This window comes from Candidatus Berkiella cookevillensis (assembly GCF_001431315.2).
Lineage (GTDB): Bacteria > Pseudomonadota > Gammaproteobacteria > Berkiellales > Berkiellaceae > Berkiella_A > Berkiella_A cookevillensis.
Window position 1 is genome coordinate 1,218,919 of record NZ_LKHV02000001.1, and the last position, 16,360, is coordinate 1,235,278.

General features: G+C 37.7%; 15 protein-coding genes. 8 read left to right on the forward strand and 7 right to left on the reverse strand.

The features are described from left to right. The first annotated feature begins 49 nt into the window (after positions 1 to 49). From ppc to trxA, 4 genes are all read left to right on the forward strand, one after another. A complete protein-coding gene (gene ppc, locus CC99x_RS05190; protein WP_057622989.1) occupies positions 50 to 2,731 on the forward strand; it encodes a phosphoenolpyruvate carboxylase in 2,682 nt (893 codons plus the stop codon). Positions 2,732 to 2,814: 83 nt separating this feature from the next. Next, entirely contained in the window at positions 2,815 to 4,224 is a 1,410-nt protein-coding gene (locus CC99x_RS05195; RefSeq protein ID WP_057622987.1) for an HDOD domain-containing protein, read from the forward strand. A 161-nt stretch (positions 4,225 to 4,385) separates the two neighbouring features. Beyond that, a complete protein-coding gene (adk, locus tag CC99x_RS05200; RefSeq protein ID WP_057622985.1) occupies positions 4,386 to 5,039 on the forward strand; it encodes an adenylate kinase in 654 nt (217 codons plus the stop codon). 29 nt (positions 5,040 to 5,068) lie between these two features. Then, complete coding sequence (gene trxA / locus CC99x_RS05205) at positions 5,069 to 5,431, forward strand: thioredoxin (protein ID WP_057622983.1); 363 nt, start codon at positions 5,069 to 5,071, stop codon at positions 5,429 to 5,431. Between the two features lie 272 nt (positions 5,432 to 5,703). On the opposite strand, the gene CC99x_RS05210 is transcribed toward trxA, so the two are convergent. Continuing rightward, positions 5,704 to 5,937, reverse strand: a complete 234-nt coding sequence (locus CC99x_RS05210) for a hypothetical protein (RefSeq protein WP_158003184.1) — start codon at positions 5,935 to 5,937, stop codon at positions 5,704 to 5,706. 356 nt (positions 5,938 to 6,293) lie between these two features. On the opposite strand from CC99x_RS05210, the gene CC99x_RS05215 reads away from it, so the two are divergent. The 4 genes from CC99x_RS05215 (at position 6,294) to CC99x_RS05230 (ending at position 11,317) form a co-directional block, all read left to right on the forward strand. Further along, the gene (locus CC99x_RS05215) at positions 6,294 to 6,842 is read left to right on the forward strand and encodes a hypothetical protein (RefSeq protein WP_057622982.1); all 549 of its coding nucleotides are present in this window, start codon (positions 6,294 to 6,296) and stop codon (positions 6,840 to 6,842) included. Between the two features lie 77 nt (positions 6,843 to 6,919). After that, the gene (locus tag CC99x_RS05220) at positions 6,920 to 7,405 is read left to right on the forward strand and encodes a hypothetical protein (protein WP_057622980.1); all 486 of its coding nucleotides are present in this window, start codon (positions 6,920 to 6,922) and stop codon (positions 7,403 to 7,405) included. A 309-nt stretch (positions 7,406 to 7,714) separates the two neighbouring features. Further along, positions 7,715 to 8,446: a tRNA (adenosine(37)-N6)-threonylcarbamoyltransferase complex dimerization subunit type 1 TsaB gene (tsaB, locus tag CC99x_RS05225; RefSeq protein ID WP_057622978.1), complete on the forward strand. Its 732-nt coding sequence runs from the start codon at positions 7,715 to 7,717 to the stop codon at positions 8,444 to 8,446. 234 nt (positions 8,447 to 8,680) lie between these two features. After that, positions 8,681 to 11,317, forward strand: coding sequence for an ankyrin repeat domain-containing protein (locus CC99x_RS05230; protein WP_057622976.1), 2,637 nt, complete (start codon positions 8,681 to 8,683; stop codon positions 11,315 to 11,317). Between the two features lie 32 nt (positions 11,318 to 11,349). Here CC99x_RS05230 and dapE read toward each other — a convergent pair whose 3' ends face one another. The 6 genes from dapE to CC99x_RS05260 form a co-directional block, all read right to left on the reverse strand. After that, complete coding sequence (gene dapE / locus CC99x_RS05235; protein WP_057622972.1) at positions 11,350 to 12,480, reverse strand: succinyl-diaminopimelate desuccinylase; 1,131 nt, start codon at positions 12,478 to 12,480, stop codon at positions 11,350 to 11,352. Between the two features lie 13 nt (positions 12,481 to 12,493). Beyond that, positions 12,494 to 13,345 (reverse strand): 2,3,4,5-tetrahydropyridine-2,6-dicarboxylate N-succinyltransferase, encoded by an 852-nt coding sequence (dapD, locus tag CC99x_RS05240; RefSeq protein ID WP_057622970.1) that lies wholly within the window; start codon positions 13,343 to 13,345, stop codon positions 12,494 to 12,496. Between the two features lie 239 nt (positions 13,346 to 13,584). Continuing rightward, the gene (locus CC99x_RS05245) at positions 13,585 to 14,031 is read right to left on the reverse strand and encodes a DUF6750 family protein (RefSeq protein WP_077065316.1); all 447 of its coding nucleotides are present in this window, start codon (positions 14,029 to 14,031) and stop codon (positions 13,585 to 13,587) included. A 48-nt stretch (positions 14,032 to 14,079) separates the two neighbouring features. Then, positions 14,080 to 14,694 carry a type IVB secretion system protein IcmJDotN gene (icmJ, locus tag CC99x_RS05250; protein ID WP_057622968.1) on the reverse strand — a complete coding sequence of 205 codons (615 nt, stop codon included), beginning with the start codon at positions 14,692 to 14,694 and terminating at the stop codon, positions 14,080 to 14,082. An 18-nt stretch (positions 14,695 to 14,712) separates the two neighbouring features. After that, positions 14,713 to 15,264 (reverse strand): hypothetical protein, encoded by a 552-nt coding sequence (locus CC99x_RS05255; protein ID WP_057622967.1) that lies wholly within the window; start codon positions 15,262 to 15,264, stop codon positions 14,713 to 14,715. A 400-nt stretch (positions 15,265 to 15,664) separates the two neighbouring features. Continuing rightward, positions 15,665 to 15,961, reverse strand: coding sequence for an RNA recognition motif domain-containing protein (locus tag CC99x_RS05260; protein WP_057622965.1), 297 nt, complete (start codon positions 15,959 to 15,961; stop codon positions 15,665 to 15,667). Positions 15,962 to 16,360: the final 399 nt, after the last annotated feature.

Below are 16,360 nucleotides of genomic sequence, written 5' to 3' on the forward strand. Positions count from 1 at the left end.
ATAAAACATGAATAGGAAGCATTTGATAAACGTAAATCAAGGATAAAAAATGTTAAATGAGCAACAACATCCAGATATGCCACTTCGCAGAGATATTCGTTTATTAGGTGAAGTATTAGGACAAATTATTTTAAAACAACTTGGAAAAGATGTCTTTGAAATGATAGAAGGAACGCGCCTTTTAACTAAGCATAGTTTACAAAATGATGGAAATCAAACGCTATTACGATTGAGTGAATTTTTAAAAGGAATTTCTCCTCAACATGCAGTTGTTATTGTGAGAGCCTTTAGTCATTTTTTGAACCTAGCCAATATTGCAGAAGATATTCACCGGATTAGAAGAATACGTTGGTACGCATTAAAGCATCCCGAACAACCACAACCTGGTTCAATTGCACATGGTTTTGAGAAATTAAAAAAATCAAATGTATCTATGCAGCGCATTTATGAAACGGTTTCAAAACTTAACATTGATTTGGTGTTAACTGCGCATCCTACAGAGGTCATGAGAAGAACGCTCATGCAGAAGTTTTATGGTATTGCCAGTATTCTGCAAGCAATGGATAAAGAAAATCCTAAGCGTCAGCAAATGTTATTAAAAGAAAAATTACATGCAGAAATGACGGCCATTTGGCAAACCGGAGAACTACGGCATAAGAAACCAACACCGATTGATGAAGCAAAGTGGGGGTTTGCAATTGTCGAAAGTAGTTTATGGCAAGCGGTGCCACGCTTTTTGAGGGAGTTAGATTATCATTTAAAAGTATATTGTAAAAAAGGCTTGCCGCTTTTGACAATGCCAATTCATTTTGGTTCATGGATGGGGGGAGACAGAGATGGCAATCCTTTTGTCAATGCGAATTTAAGTAAAGAAGTTTCGTTATTAGCAAGATGGATGGCATTAGATTTATATCTTAAAGAGATCAATCATATCAGTGCCGCTCTTTCTATGAGTGATTGTAGTACACAACTTCGAAAAGAAGTGGGAGACGAATCAGAGCCTTATCGAGCATTATTGAGACCATTAAGAACTAAGCTTTTAGTTGCAAAAGAATATATTGAGACTTTGTTGTCTCAGAATGCAGCGATTGATGTGAATCGTTTGATTGAAAAGCAAGATATTTTGCAGCCATTATTATTATGCTATCAATCACTGGTAGAATGCGGGGCGGAGGCAATTGCAGAAGATGAGTTAATAGATTTAATTCGCAGAGTACAGTGTTTTGGTTTGACTTTATTGCCGATGGATATTAGACAGCATAAAGATAAGCATATGGTTTTGATGAATGAGATCATACTTGCTAATGATATGGGGCACTACAGCCAATGGAGTGAAGCGGAAAAGCAAAAATTTTTAATTGAGCAATTAGAGAAAGTAGAATGCTCTGTAAACGCAAAGATAGAATTGAGCGATAATGCATCGCAAACTTGGGAAACATTTCTCATGTTGTCAACACTACCAAGTGACTCTGTTGGTGCTTATATTATTTCTATGACTCAAGTTCCTAGCGATATACTATTAGTTTGTTTCTTTCAAAAACTGGCTCAGATCAGAAAACCACTTAGAGTTGTACCTTTGTTTGAAACATTGCAAGATCTGCAAAATGCACCTACCTGCATGAAAATACTCTTTGGGCTTAAATGGTATAGGCAGTATATCGATCATAAACAAGAAATTATGCTCGGTTATTCTGATTCAGGAAAAGATGCGGGTATTTTAACCAGTGCTTGGGCATTATACCAAGCACAAGAACTTTTGATCGATCTTGCTAAAAAGCAAGATGTGATTTTAAGATTCTTTCATGGCAGGGGAGGTTCTGTTGGGCGAGGAGGAGCGCCAACGCATATGGCTATTTTGTCACAGCCTCCAGGAGCGATGGAAGGTGGTATTCGTGTAACGGAACAAGGGGAAGTGATTCGCAACAAATATGCACTTATTGATAGAGCGCAAAGGACTTTGGAAATTTATGTCAGTGCGACTTTAGAGGCTACTTTATTGCCGCCTCAAAAGCCTGAGCCTGCCTGGCGTACGATGATGAATACTTTGTCGAAACAAGCCAATCATACTTATCATCAAGTTGTGAATGATGATTCCTTTATGACATATTTCCAAGCGGTATCGCCGGTGAACGAGATCAGCGCTTTATGTATTGGTTCACGACCCGCAAAACGCAATGATGGACAAATGCATATTGATAATTTACGCGCAATTCCTTGGATGTTTGCCTGGACACAAACACGGTTTTTAATGCCTGGTTGGTTGGGTGTGGGCGCAGCTCTCAATGCTGGAATGCAAGATAATCCTGATATTTTGAGAAGCATGGTTAAAAACTGGCCGTTTTTTCAGTCATTTTTGAGTTTAATAGAAATGGTACTTGCCAAAGTGGATAGTGATATTTTTGGGATGTATAACAAACTATTGGTGCCTGAGTCCTTACAAGCTTTCAGCGAACGGCTGATTCAGGATTTTCATTCAACCAAAGCTGAGATTAAAGCGGCTTTAGGCACAGAACAACTGCTTGATAATAATTTACCTTTAAAACGCAGCATTGTATTACGTTCAACCTACTTATACCCTCTACATTTCTTGCAGGCAGAATTGCTAAGAAGAGTCAGAGCTGCGAAACAAAGAGCTGTAGACGATGATATACCCTTCGCAGATGAATCAAATGCGCATGCATTGTTAGTTACTTTATCTGGTATTGCTGCGGGTATGCGTAATACGGGTTAGCATAATAACCTATTAATTTTGTTATCGATTGAGGATTTTCTTGCTATTATTAAAGTACCTTTTCGCTTTTGAAATGAGCAAAAATGACTCCTATTGCTGCAAAATTAAAGCGCTTCTTATTATCGCATCGAGTAGATTATCGACTCTATTGTCATTCTCGAACCTATCGTTTAGAAGAATGTGCACAGAAGCATGGTATGAGTGGTTCTGCTTTTGCCAAAACAATTGTTGTAAAGGATAAGAAGAATTATTGGGGTATTGTTGTTCCTTTGTATTATGAAATTGATTTTCCCAAGCTTAATAACTTATTAAAGCGTGAAGTCTATGTTGTTTGTCACGAAGAGGCAGATAAACTCTTTGATGATTGCGAGCCACTCTCGCATCCACCCTTAGGCTCAGCTTATCATTTAGATATGGTTGTTGACGCAAGACTGTTGAATAATAAAACAATATTTTTTGAAGCGGGTTCTCATACGAGTATCATCGGTTTAGAAAAATCAGATTTTTGTTATTTAATGGCGGATGCCACTTGGGGGCAATTTTCTCGCCCTATTCCAGATGTGCAGACAAGTGTCAAAAAAAATACCTTATTATCTGCAAAAAATACGATACACAGAGAGAGTAGGGCAGCAAAGCCACCACATTTTTTGCCTGAGATTGTCAATCAAATTATTGTATTGTCGCATCAGCCAGATGGTTCTCCTGAAAAATTAATGGAAATCTTAAAAAACGATCGTCGAGTGTCTGCTGTGTTGCAAGATTACAATGAGCAGCGTGTTTACATAGAAAAACAAGCACTTGCTTCGGTTAACCCTTCTTTAAAAAAGTCTTTGAAACATTGGCTGGATTTTAGTGCAGTGAGCCATGTTGTTTTAGACTTATCTTCGCACAGCCAATTCAAAATTGATGCAGAAGGGCCTTTAGGCTTACCAGCTTTTTGGCGGCATGCTACTTTTTGCGCAAAACTGTGTTCACAAATTGCTCAAGATTCATCTTTAATTGTTTCTGTTGATCCCTTTTTGTGTTATTTGGGCGGGCTTTTACATAATTTTGGTTTATTATTTATTGGGCATTTGTACACACCAGAGTTTCGTTTATTAAATCGATGGTTTAGTGCGCATCCGAATGAATCCATAAAGCAGCTCGAGAAGAAGTTAATAGGCTTGGGAGGAGCGCAACAATTGATGAGTCGTGGCCATGATAAAATTGGCTCCTGGGTGATGCGCTACTGGGGAATGCCAAGTGAAATACAATTAATGGCAAAGCATCATCACGCGCTTCATTATAATGCAAAGCACCATGAATATGTGAATATCTTATTGTTAGCTAACACAGTTTTACGTGAGCATGCCATTGGTGAGGGTGAAAAGCTTGAAGATGCGGATCTTTTGGCAAGTAAATTAGGTATTACGAAGGATCGCGTTGAATTTTATCTTGCTCAAATTATTGATGAGGGTTTTAGCATGCCTGTTCATGGTAAAAGTACTTCATAAAGAGTCGAATAACTTGCATAGTAACGAGTATTTTTAAGCATTTGTTTGTGTCTTATACTAAGCAAGGTATACTAAATGCAAATTATTCTTTATACCGGGTTATTCAAAACAGCATCTGTTAGGGGTAACTATTTAACTTTTTATTATTGTGAGGAGATAAAATGCGATTGATTCTACTCGGCCCCCCAGGTGCAGGCAAAGGAACACAGTCTCATTTTATTAAAGAACGTTATAACATCCCGCAAATATCAACTGGTGATATGCTCAGGCAGGCGGTGCAAGATGATACTGAAATTGGTCGTAAAGCTAAATTCATTATGGAAACAGGTGGATTAGTGCCTGATGATGTTATTATCGAATTGGTTCAAGAACGTATTCATAAAACTGACTGTGAACATGGCTTTTTGTTAGATGGTTTTCCGCGTACGCTTGCACAAGCGAAGGCATTAAGCCTTACAAATATTAGCTTTGATCATGTTATTGAAATTGATTTAGATGATGAAATTATTGTAAAACGCCTGAGTGGAAGATGGGTGCATCCTGCTTCTGGACGCAGTTATCATGTAGAAAACAATCCGCCTCGTAAACCCTTCAAGGATGATTTCACGGGTGAACCACTTGTTCAGCGTGATGATGATCAAGAAGTGACCATTCGAAAACGTTTAAGTGTTTATCGCACACAAACGCAACCTGTAGCGAGCTATTACTTAAGTATGGCTGCCGCAGATAAGACAAATACTTTGAAATTTTTTAAAATAGACGGTTCACAACCACCGCTTGTGATCTTTGAAAAAATCGCACAAGAACTTGAGTAAGAATAATCTACACAGCAAAAGGTATTTGTATGGCCGTCATTGATATTACAACAGAGAATTTTGATGCAGTTATTCAAGGCAATAACCTTGTAGTCGTTGATTTTTGGGCCAAATGGTGTGGCCCTTGCATGGCTTTTGCACCCGTTTTTGAAGAGGTCAGTCTTGAACACCCTGATGTTGTCTTTGCTAAAGTCAACATTGAAGAAGAGCAGCAATTAGCAGAAGACTTTAATATCCGATCTATTCCAATGTTAATGATCTTCAGAGGTGAATTTGCTGTTTTTGCTGAATCAGGTGTGCAAACGGGAGCAAGTTTGACTGCGCTTGTTTCTCAGGCCAAACAACTGGATATAGAAGCGCTTAGAGCACAAGTTTCAAAAGACGAGTCTTAGAATTTTAAACCTTTATATCTTTCTTCGTTCGCGAAGCGAACATTTTCTCTCTTTGTAAAGGGAGACGCTCGTGCAGCGTAGCTGCGCTGAGCAGAGGGATTTAAGCTGTTTGACCTTAAATCCCCAGCATAAATCTCCCTTGCGCACTTATCAGTGCGCGTCCCCCTTCAAAAAGTGGGATACTGATTCGCATAATGCTCATCGATAAGTATGTCCGCGCTTGCAACACAAGATGTGTATATCTCGTAGATCCATTTTGGGAGTTGGTAGCTTCATCGGCGTGGGTGAGGGTTAATAAATATGAAGAGAGTGGACTTAAACTCTCCTGCATAAATCCTTCTTGCATTACGAATGACTCTTAAATCGGTAGAATTTTGATTCGTGCTCATCAGGCATTCTGTTAAGAAACCACTTTGCAAAGTATTAGATATTCCCTCAAAAACTCCGTATATATTTATAGTAATTTCTATATTAAATACGCTTTTTTCGGAAATTTTTTCAATCATTATATTTCTTTGATTTTTTTTATTACAAATCTAAAATTTTTATTGGGATTGTAACAGTAATTTTTAAGATAAATTGTTATAAATCAATATGTTGCGGTATTTTTTTGTTTTTGCATATACTTTTTTAATTTATGTTTTTATGACATAAAAAATAGCGAATTATACTTATAATTAACAGAAATATGCTGAGACGCTCAAAAGAATATTTCTAGTAAAATTTATAAAAATCATACTGTTAGATTATATTTTGCAACTTATAAAATATTTTTTGCATTTCTTGTGTGGTATGAAAATGAAAATATCGTGTGCTATGTTTCTAATACCAAGGCTATATATTGATTGAGGAGACGAAAGTCATGGTTATGAAGAAAAAAGCAACACACAAAAAAGTGATGCAAATGAAGCCCAAAGCAAAGGTTAAAGCAAAGACCAAAGCTAAGGCGAAAGTGAAAAAAGCATCAACGAAGAAAGCAGTTAAAATGACAAAGCGTGAGCAAACACTGAGCAAAGTAGTAAAGCTACTTAAAGCAAGTGAAAAGCGCTTAAAAAAACAGTTAGTGGATTTACAGAAAAAGCATAAGAGTGCAATTCTAAAAGCACGTAAATTAATGAAGCAAAAACTTGCTGAAAAGTCCAAAGTACATTTAAAAGCAAAGAATGAAATGGCAAAGAAATTTAAAATGCTGGTAAAAACGCTTAAGAAAGCGGATAGTAAAAAAACAAAATCAGGAATAAAGAAAAAAGTAACCAAAAAAGTAGCTAAGAAAGTAGCTGTAAAAGAAAAATCAAAAGCACCAAAAATGAAAAAAAAATTGAAAAAAGTAATGAAAAAACGCCCAGTTGAAAAGAAAATGGCACGCTTTAAGAGTAAATCATCCCATCGAAAGATGAGAAAAGCAGCGTAACTGTAAGACAATTATAATGGCGTACACCTATAGTCACCGTAAGACTATAGTACGCCATTTTTTTATGAGATATTATTATGAATGGAATTCAAAACCCCTACGCCATTGATAAATTAATGGAAGAAACCCGCAAAATAGCGAATGCCTATTACCAAAATACCGGCAAAACACTCCCTATTAGCAATGAATTAGGTCGCTTTGATGCTCAGAAAATTCTTGAGTTGCAAAGCTTGACACATCCTGAAGTGGGGGTAGATTTTTTGGGGACAGGTCGATTTGCCTCACAGAAATTTGTTGTTAAAAGTCGTGTAATCTTTAAACCACAAAAGTCAGGACATCGAATGGGAGCATTGAGTCTAGAGGGAAATTGGGATAGCGCAATTCTGGTAGTTTATAATGCAGAATATAAGCCAGATGAAATTTATATGACAAAGAAAGATGATATCATCCAAGCAATAGGGCATACCACGTATAATCAGCGTAATGGCTTTTCAATTGCTAAGTTTAAAGCTTTAGGCGTATTGGTCTGGGATTCTATCAATGGATATAGTTTTCACACATGAATTTTAGAGAAGGGCGCGCGCTTCCTCACAATCCTCTCATGTATACCCACAACAGATGATTCTTCGGTTAGGCGGCAAGCGTTCGAGCAATAGGAGTGTATACAAAATACATGACTATTGTGAGATACGCGAAGCCAACAACACCGAAGATTCATCTGTGAAGGGTATATCTCACACACACATCCTGTTGCTAGAGGCTTGACACCTATTCGATATATGAGTATACGTGGATATTTAATTGACAAATTCCTATCAAAATGACTAAATATCAAGTCTGATTTTCTTGTACATGCACCCAGTTAGTATTTAATGACAAATATTCATACAATCCTTGGTTTTGAGACCTCAACAGACGTTTCTAGTGTAGCGCTCCTTCATCATGGTAAATGGTACACGCGCTCAAATTCAACGCTCAAAATGCATAGTGAGCTGATTTTGCCTATGTTACAGTCGATGTTACAAGAGGCTGAGATTGAATGTTCGGATGTACAAGCGATTGCAACAGGTGTGGGGCCCGGTAGCTTTACGGGTGTGAGATTAGGTGTGGGGTTAGCGCAGGCGTTGGGTTTTGGTCTTGATATTCCTATTTTTCCTATTTCTACTTTAAGCGCTTTGGCCTATAGTGCCATTGAAGCGAGCAAGAGTGCGCCGGATGCGTTGATTTTGGCTGCTTGGGATGCACGTATGCAAGGTATTTACTGGGGGCTTTATCAAACCTGTCTTAATTTAGGTGTACAGCCTTTGCTGTGCGATAGATTATCTTCACCTGAAGAAATGAATATGGGTGAATTTAGAAATAAACCACTGATTGTTGTGGGTTCCGGTTTTGATCCATACTGTGAAAAAATTCCTGAACAATGGGTAGATAATTGGCAGGAAAAATATAATCAAAGATTGAGTGATCATTATCCAAGCGCAAAAGAAATTGTGTTGCTGGCAGAGATGGCAATCAATGCGGGTAGGGGGGCTGTTTTGCCTGAAGAATTATTGCCACATTATATCAGAAACAATGTTGCACAGGTAAAGATTAAGAACGGCTGATATTCTTTGCAACCTACCTAAAACTATAAGCCATTCACCATCATCAGGGCAAAAGCGCTGACAAACTATCTGATGGTAAGTTATTTCACATATCATATCCAGACTACACTGATCTTTGAAACAAGATTTTATCAAGAGCTATTGCATTTCCGCTCCAGGGTGTAGATACATCGAACTTTTTGTGAGTATTCCTGTCTTAAACACAACGCTGCATGATTAAGATGAGGAATTCAAGTGGCTACTGTTTTTTTTGATAAAAATCGACTAGAAAGCTGTATTAACAGACTTCTAAGTGAAGAGGCGATTCCACAAGATTTAGCAGAAGATATTTTAGCCTGGGAAGATATTAACTCCATAAACAACCAAGGCGTTACAGCACTGCACTATGCTGCAAAAAACGGGTTATTAAATGAATTTAAAGAGTTAATTGAGCTTGGCGCAGTCATCAATCATGATGAATCAGTGCTTGCCTCAGCTGTTGCAGCTGGGAAACTTGAAATTATTAAATATATACTAGAAAATTGGAGTGAAAATGATATTCTTCATACAAATGATAAAAAGCAAAATGCTTTGCACATTGCAGCCAAAGAAGGGCAGCTTGAATCTTTTGAATTGCTATACAATAACGAACACTTTCAGTCACATTTTTTAGATCAAGATGTTGATGGTAAGATTCCGTTTGATCTTGCCACGGTAGAATTTTTGCAAATAATGCAAGAGCGCTTAGCAAGTAATCAAAATGATCTTGATAACTTAACATTCGATGATGTCTCTAGGCCACTAACCTTAGATAATATAATTGAATTTCTTAAGCTTAAAAATATCATCACCAAAGATTTTGCTACTGAAATCTTGGCAAAAAATGACATTAATACACCAAACCGTGAAGGACAGACAGCCCTGCATATTGTGTCTGAAAAGGGCGATTTAGCGCTCGTGAAAGCATTAAATCAACTAGGCGCTTTAAATAAAGGCGACAAAGACAATAATACAGCTTTCCTTTTGGCTGCATCAAAAGGAAATACAGAGATTGTCAAATATTTTTTAGAAATATGGGAAAGTGATGATATTCTTGCTATAAATAATGATAGACAGAATGCTTTGCACGTTGCAATTAGATCTAATCAATTAGAAGTAGCGATGTTACTACTTTCAGACGAGCGATTTTTACCTCATTTACAAGATAGAGACTTTTATCGTCAAACCCCATTTTTGCTTGCTGTAAGACAAAAAGCCGATGAACTTATTAGAAAAATCAGCAAAGATCCTGAACTGGTTGTTCAGCGATTATCTAATTACGGAAAACCTCTCCTCGATCTTTCTCAATCAGTTCTTAATGAAAAATTATCGGCATATTTAAAGTTGAAGAAACGCGACGATAGAGAGCTTATTGATAATCGTGGTAATTGTAATGGTTGGGCACTTCTCTATCAAATATATCTTACTATGAAAAAAGAAAATGAATTTTTTAATTTATTAACGGAAATAGCATCTTGGGATGGTTTAGAAAATTCATTGATTGAGAATAACATAACCCACACCTTGCATAAAAATTACAAAAATAAAGAAGAAATTTTTGATCAAATTATCAATGCGTTGGCTATTCTCCAATTTTCATCTCCTGCAACGAGTGATTTACAGTTGGCTGGATGGCATCAGGCCGGACGAGCTGAGCAATATGAGCTGATTAAAGATGTATCATCAGAGCGCCAGTTAAAAACAGAATTTTCTTATGAATTTACTGGTGTGAGTGAGACTCAGTTAAAAGAGATATTAGATATATTTTCGCTAAATTACGGAGCAAGCATTGATATTACCTGTAATAATCATGTGGTAACCTGTTATATTACGAATGATGGAAAATTCAAATATTACGATTCTAATTTTAAAAATCAAATTGATGAAATAAATAATAGCACACAACTGGCAAACATGATGCTTAATCAATCATTTAAAAAAGAAGATTTTTTAAGTAAAGATTCTATGGATATCAGATTTGTTGGTTATAGATTCTATAACCAACGATCCAATGATCTTGATTCCAAAAATCTTGCCAAAAACAGATTTAAACTATCCAAAAATTCTGAAAATGGTTTTAACTCATTGCATTATGCAGTGATGACAAATAACACTAATGAGATAGCAAGAATTATGAGACGCAATTCTCAACTAATGTTTCAGGCGGATAATCATGGTATCACACCTTTGAGGATGGCTATTTGTCAACAAATGGAATATATTTTAAGCTGTATTTCAAAATCAGAGTATTTTTCTGGATATTTAAATTTTAGAGAAATAGCTAATCTTGAGCCAACATTTATTAGAAAATTATTTACAGATGGTTGGCTTAAACCTAGCGATATTGATGCAAATAGAAATACTTTTCTTAATTGTGCAATTGGATATCAAGATCCGGAAATTGCTAAAGCAATCCTTGCTCAAGAAGATTGGGTTCCGAATGTGCACGATTTTAAAGATGCGCTGTTTTATCATGCGAATGACGAAGTTTTGCAAATAATGATGATGAAAGACGTAGCGTGGTTTAAAGATCTTAATGACCAAGAAAAAACGAGATCACTTATCGTCGCAGTTAAATATAAAAACGCATCTAATGTTCTTCAGTTAATCAATCTTGGTGCAGATCCAACAATAAAAGATGGCAAGGGGGCTTCTGCATCAGATTATGCGATGAATGACGCAGAAATATTAGCTTTGCTGAATCAGCGAGAAAGAAGCAAAGAAATAAAAAAACATCAAACGAATAGAAAATCTTTAGTGTTTGCTGCGAAGATACCTATGGAGTCATTACCAACAAAGAAAGATTCAGCGTCACCAACAACTGTGGAATCATCCAAAAAGCCACGCAATTAATTGTGCTATTCAAAGACTCTTTGCTTGAAGATCTAGGTGAGCAACTGCTCAAGCACCGACTCATAGATGCGGGACAAGGTGAGTAAGTCACTGATTTGAACATGTTCATTGACTTGATGAATGGTTGCGTTGATAAGTCCTAATTCTGCAACGTGACAACCATATTCCGCAAAAAATCGACCATCCGATGTGCCACCTTTGGTGCAACATCTGGGCTTTAGTTTTTGTTCTGATTCTACTGCATTCAACAGTGCTTTTATCAATGGACTGTCTATCTCTGTGTAGAATGTATTGCCTACACAATGCCATCTGAGATCAAATTCAAAAGCTTGTTGATGCAACAGTGCTTCTATTTGAGATTGTATAATTTTGCTGTTTAAAGGCGGAGAGAAACGAATATTGAAATTTACATCCAAATGAGATGGAATAACATTAGTGGCACCTGTACCTGCTTGAATATTTACGATTTGCAAGTTGGTTTCTGGAAATAAAGGATCTGCTTTTTGCCACTGGATGTTTAAGAGTTCGTTTAAGGCTTGTACAGCAAAATGAACAGGGTTGCGTGCAAGATGCGGATAAGCAACATGCCCTTGTTTTCCTCGAATAGTTAAAAAACCTGTTAACGAACCTCTACGGCCTACTTTAATCACATCGCCTAGGATTGTTTCACTGCTCGGCTCTCCCACTAAGCACCAGGTGGGAATTTCATTACGTTTTTTTAAAATTTCTAAAACAGCGCGAGTGCCATGAATAGAAGGACCTTCTTCATCACTGGTAATGAGAAAGGCAAGACTGCTTTCTTTCAGCGTATTTTTTGCTAAAAACCGTTCGCAAGCAGTGATCATGGCTGCTAAGCCGCCTTTCATGTCTGCGGCACCCCTGCCATAAAGTAATCCATCTGCTTGCATTGCCGCAAAAGGAGGATAATGCCATTGTGCTTCATTACCCACAGGCACCACGTCAGTATGGCCAGCTAGGACGAGCAGGGGGGCTTTATCTCCGATTCTCGCCCATAGATTGCTTACACCTTCTATTTCAAAGCGCTCGATACGAAAACCCATTTGAGTCAGGCGTTGTATAATAATATCCTGACAGCCTAGATCTTTGGGAGTAATAGAGGGGCAGCGAATTAAAGCTTCAGTCAATGCAAGGGTTGATTCCATATCTTAAATGCTCCTACAAATGACAATCACGTAATAGTTCATTAATTGCTACTTTTTGTCTGGTTTTGTCATCTACCTTTTTCACAATGATGGCCGCATATAAATTATATTTTTTATCAGAAGAGGGAAGCGTGCCTGATACGACAACTGAACCGCGTGGTACCCTTCCATAATAAATTTCGCCCGTTTCTCTGTCATAGATACGTGTGCTTTGCCCAATGTAAACACCCATTGAAATCACTGAGTTTTCTTCAACAATAACGCCTTCTACAATTTCAGAACGTGCGCCAATAAAGCAATTGTCTTCAATAATAGTCGGAGAGGCTTGTAAAGGTTCTAAAACGCCACCGATACCTACACCACCAGAAATGTGTACATTTTTACCAATCTGCGCACAAGATCCAATAGTTGCCCATGTATCAACCAGCGTGCCTGTGTCTACAAAAGCACCTACATTGATGTAGCTGGGCATGATGATCGTGTTTTTAGCAAGGTGCGCACCGATACGAACACAGGCGGGGGGAACAATACGTGCTCCCAAATTTTCAAAATCTGACTGGGTGAAATTTTGAAATTGAAGTGGCAACTTATCAAAAAATTGCGTGAAGCCGCCATCAATTGGCTTATTGGGGAACAATTTAAAGGATAATAAAATTGCCTGCTTCACCCACTCATTGACTTGCCAGCCAGTACTGGTTGGATGAGCCACACGTAGTGCACCAACTTCTAATAAGCTAAAGCACTGTGTAACGGCTTTTTTAATAGGGTCAAAAACGGGGTTGGTAGGGCTTAGATCGGCTCTTTGATTCCATGCTTGAGTGATAAGATTCATCAATGCAGCATCAGAGTGTAAATTATTGTTCATTTATTCTATATACCTTTAAGGAAAGCAGGAATAATTAGTTTGTTAGCATTCTTTTTGGGTGGATCATGATGGTAAAATGCAAAGTAGCTAATCAACAAAAAATGCATCTGTGGTGACTATATTAGCAGTTATCAGATTTAGCGTCTAATGGGCAATCAGAGTGAAGACTTGGAAAATTGAGGCAAAAAAAACAGCCGATACTATTGCTAGTATCGGCTTTAGGTTATTAGGGCTGAAGACTAGGGCGAACCACTGCCTTCATTACCGCTCAAGCCGCCACCACTTGCGTCAGCACGACCAGTGTCACCACCGTCACCCCAAATGGTTTGACCACCGGAACTAATGATGTTTGGTAAGAACACCAAACCAGCAGCAATACAGAGCAATACAATAGGTTGGCTTAAAGGTACTTGTGTTGGGTTGTCTTTATGTGCTTTGAATTTCAACATACCCATCATTGCAAAACCAACGCCTGCTACATAGCTTGCAGCAGTAATCAATTTTGCAACACCACTCATACTTTTAGTTACTTCGGTACCTACGTCACCAAGTGATTTACCACCACCACCGGCCATGACTAAGTCCGATATGAGAAATAGGGCAATCAAAGAACCAAAGTAAACGCATAGCGTGAGCAGCGTTTGCCCTTGGCTCTTCGGTGCCACCGTTATTACATTACTTTTCATAGCTCTCTCCTCTATATTGAGAAACAATAAACGTACATTTCAGAACAACTAAAGCGGTACTTTTGCAAAAACCGTTTTTTTCCAGTAATCAATTTGTGGTGCAAATGCTTTTCGAGAAGGCAGTAATTTTAAATGTCTCATTACTTCATGTTGCGCTTGCTCTTTACTTAAATTTGCATCTAATAACCCTTGTCCAAATATTTTGGGATCACTCGCATCTGGGCCAAAACAATTGACAACATCTTTTGTTCTATCTTTTAGGCTCATATGAACGGATTGCAGTTTCCCTTTGTATACAGAATCTTTGTCTAGTGAACAGTATAGAACGCGACAAAAATTATGCAGATCAGATTGGCTTATTTCGGGCAAATAAATAATTCTTCCACCTGAGTTTCCATCCATCCCAACGGCATCAATAAAAAAACATTGTGCACAAAAACAGCAGGCCGTTGCTAAATTATCAATATTATTGTTCTTATAATTTTGGTCTATATTTACAACTTCGTGAAATTCTTTTGAAAAAAAACCACAATATCTGCACGTATAATGATCACGTTGCAAAACTTTTTTCTTGATTAGCAAGAATTTATTATTTTTTTTCCGCGCATGGTATATTCTCCAAGCTCCTTTTTGTGCGGTTAATGTAATTGGTAGTAGGTCCATAGTATGTTCTCTTTTAAATTAAACCGTTAGACCAAAAGTTCTTGCCAGTAGATTCACGGTATCAATGACATTAATCAGCAATACACCGCCTACAATATGAACAATACCTTTACCGATGCTGCCTGGTTGTGAGCCAGAATGTCCCATCTTAGATAAAATAATCCAACCTCGTAAAAAGGCGATATAGCCAATGAGTTTCATGTAATTTACAATGATTTCACTTATTTCACGCCAGCGTTCTACACCAGAAATGGTGACATAGCCAATAAGCTCGCTTGCTGCGGCTGTGTCGCCGGTTGCAAATACAGTGGTTAAGGAAGATTCAAGGGTTCGGGGAAAGTAAACAAGAATAACGCCGACAATGATCCAGACCATAGGGCCTGCTAATTCGCCTCGTTGAGCGGATGACATGGTTACGTTCGCAAGTTGTCTATACATCATCAGACCTCTAACGACCATGCCTACGCCTAGCACATAGGATAATGCAACAATTAAAGCCTTTAAGCTTGTAAAGGCATAAGATAAATTTTGTAGTGCCAAATCTAAACTAAAGCTGCTTGTATCAATCATCGTTGACTCGCTTGCATGAAGCTACACTGTTACTTCAATTTTAGCAGAAGAAGCTCATGCTATTTTAAAACTACAATATTGAGACAATAAATTTTCAGCAGAGTTCCCCTCTTAATAAAGAAGATATATTATTAAGGTAGATAATTTCAACAGTATATGGTTGGTGGTCAGTTTTGCAGAAGAACTGTATTAAAGAGGCATTCTTAGTATAGAGATAGCATAAATATAAATTTTTTGGATGCATTATCTTTAGATAGCAAGAAGAAGAGTCGGGTAGAGGCAGGTATTATACATCTAAAAAAAAACAGAAATTGCCCCATGGATAATAAGCCATTTTCTGGCACAAAAAAACGCCCAGTAGGGCGTTTTAAAAACAATCAGCAAGGATTTCGCTTAAAGACTAATCGCTATATTGTTGTCTGCCACGGTTAAAGGAATGGCTGTCACTTTTAGGCTTTTGTTCTGCTTGGCTGATTTTCAAGCTTCTGCCCATCATATCGCTGCCGTTTTTGCTGATTGCTTTGTTCATGCCATCTGCATCTTCAAATGTTACAAAAGCAAAGCCACGAGCCTTGCCTGTTATTTTGTCCATTAATACAGCAACGTCAGTGACTGTGCCGCAGTCAGAGAAAAAGCTATGTAATTCTTGTTCTGTTGCTGAATAATTTAGATTGCCAACATATACTTTGTATTGCATCATGCACCATGTAATTAAAAAGTTAATATCAGGACATTGTAGAGGCAGAATAGACAGAAGAATCAATTCGCAGCATACACTTGGTCCGGTCAAAATCGTGGCACTTTATTTTGAGAAGGACATCAAGCGTTAACGCTGTTATAGTCTTCGCATATGAGTTTTCGAGGGTGTTGTCTTCGCTCTCTCGCAATCCTCATGTACTTTTGTGTACACTCCGGTTGCTCGAGGCTTGACGCCTACTCGAAAAATCATGTGCTGTGACTATATAATGGCAGCGAGAAGGCTAAGATAAGATCAAAGCAAAAAATTCAATGCAACGAACACTAGTATCATAGCCTATCAAAGGAAATATGCAAGGTTGCTTGTTGTTGTTTTTCTCATCGTTCGCAAAGCGAACAT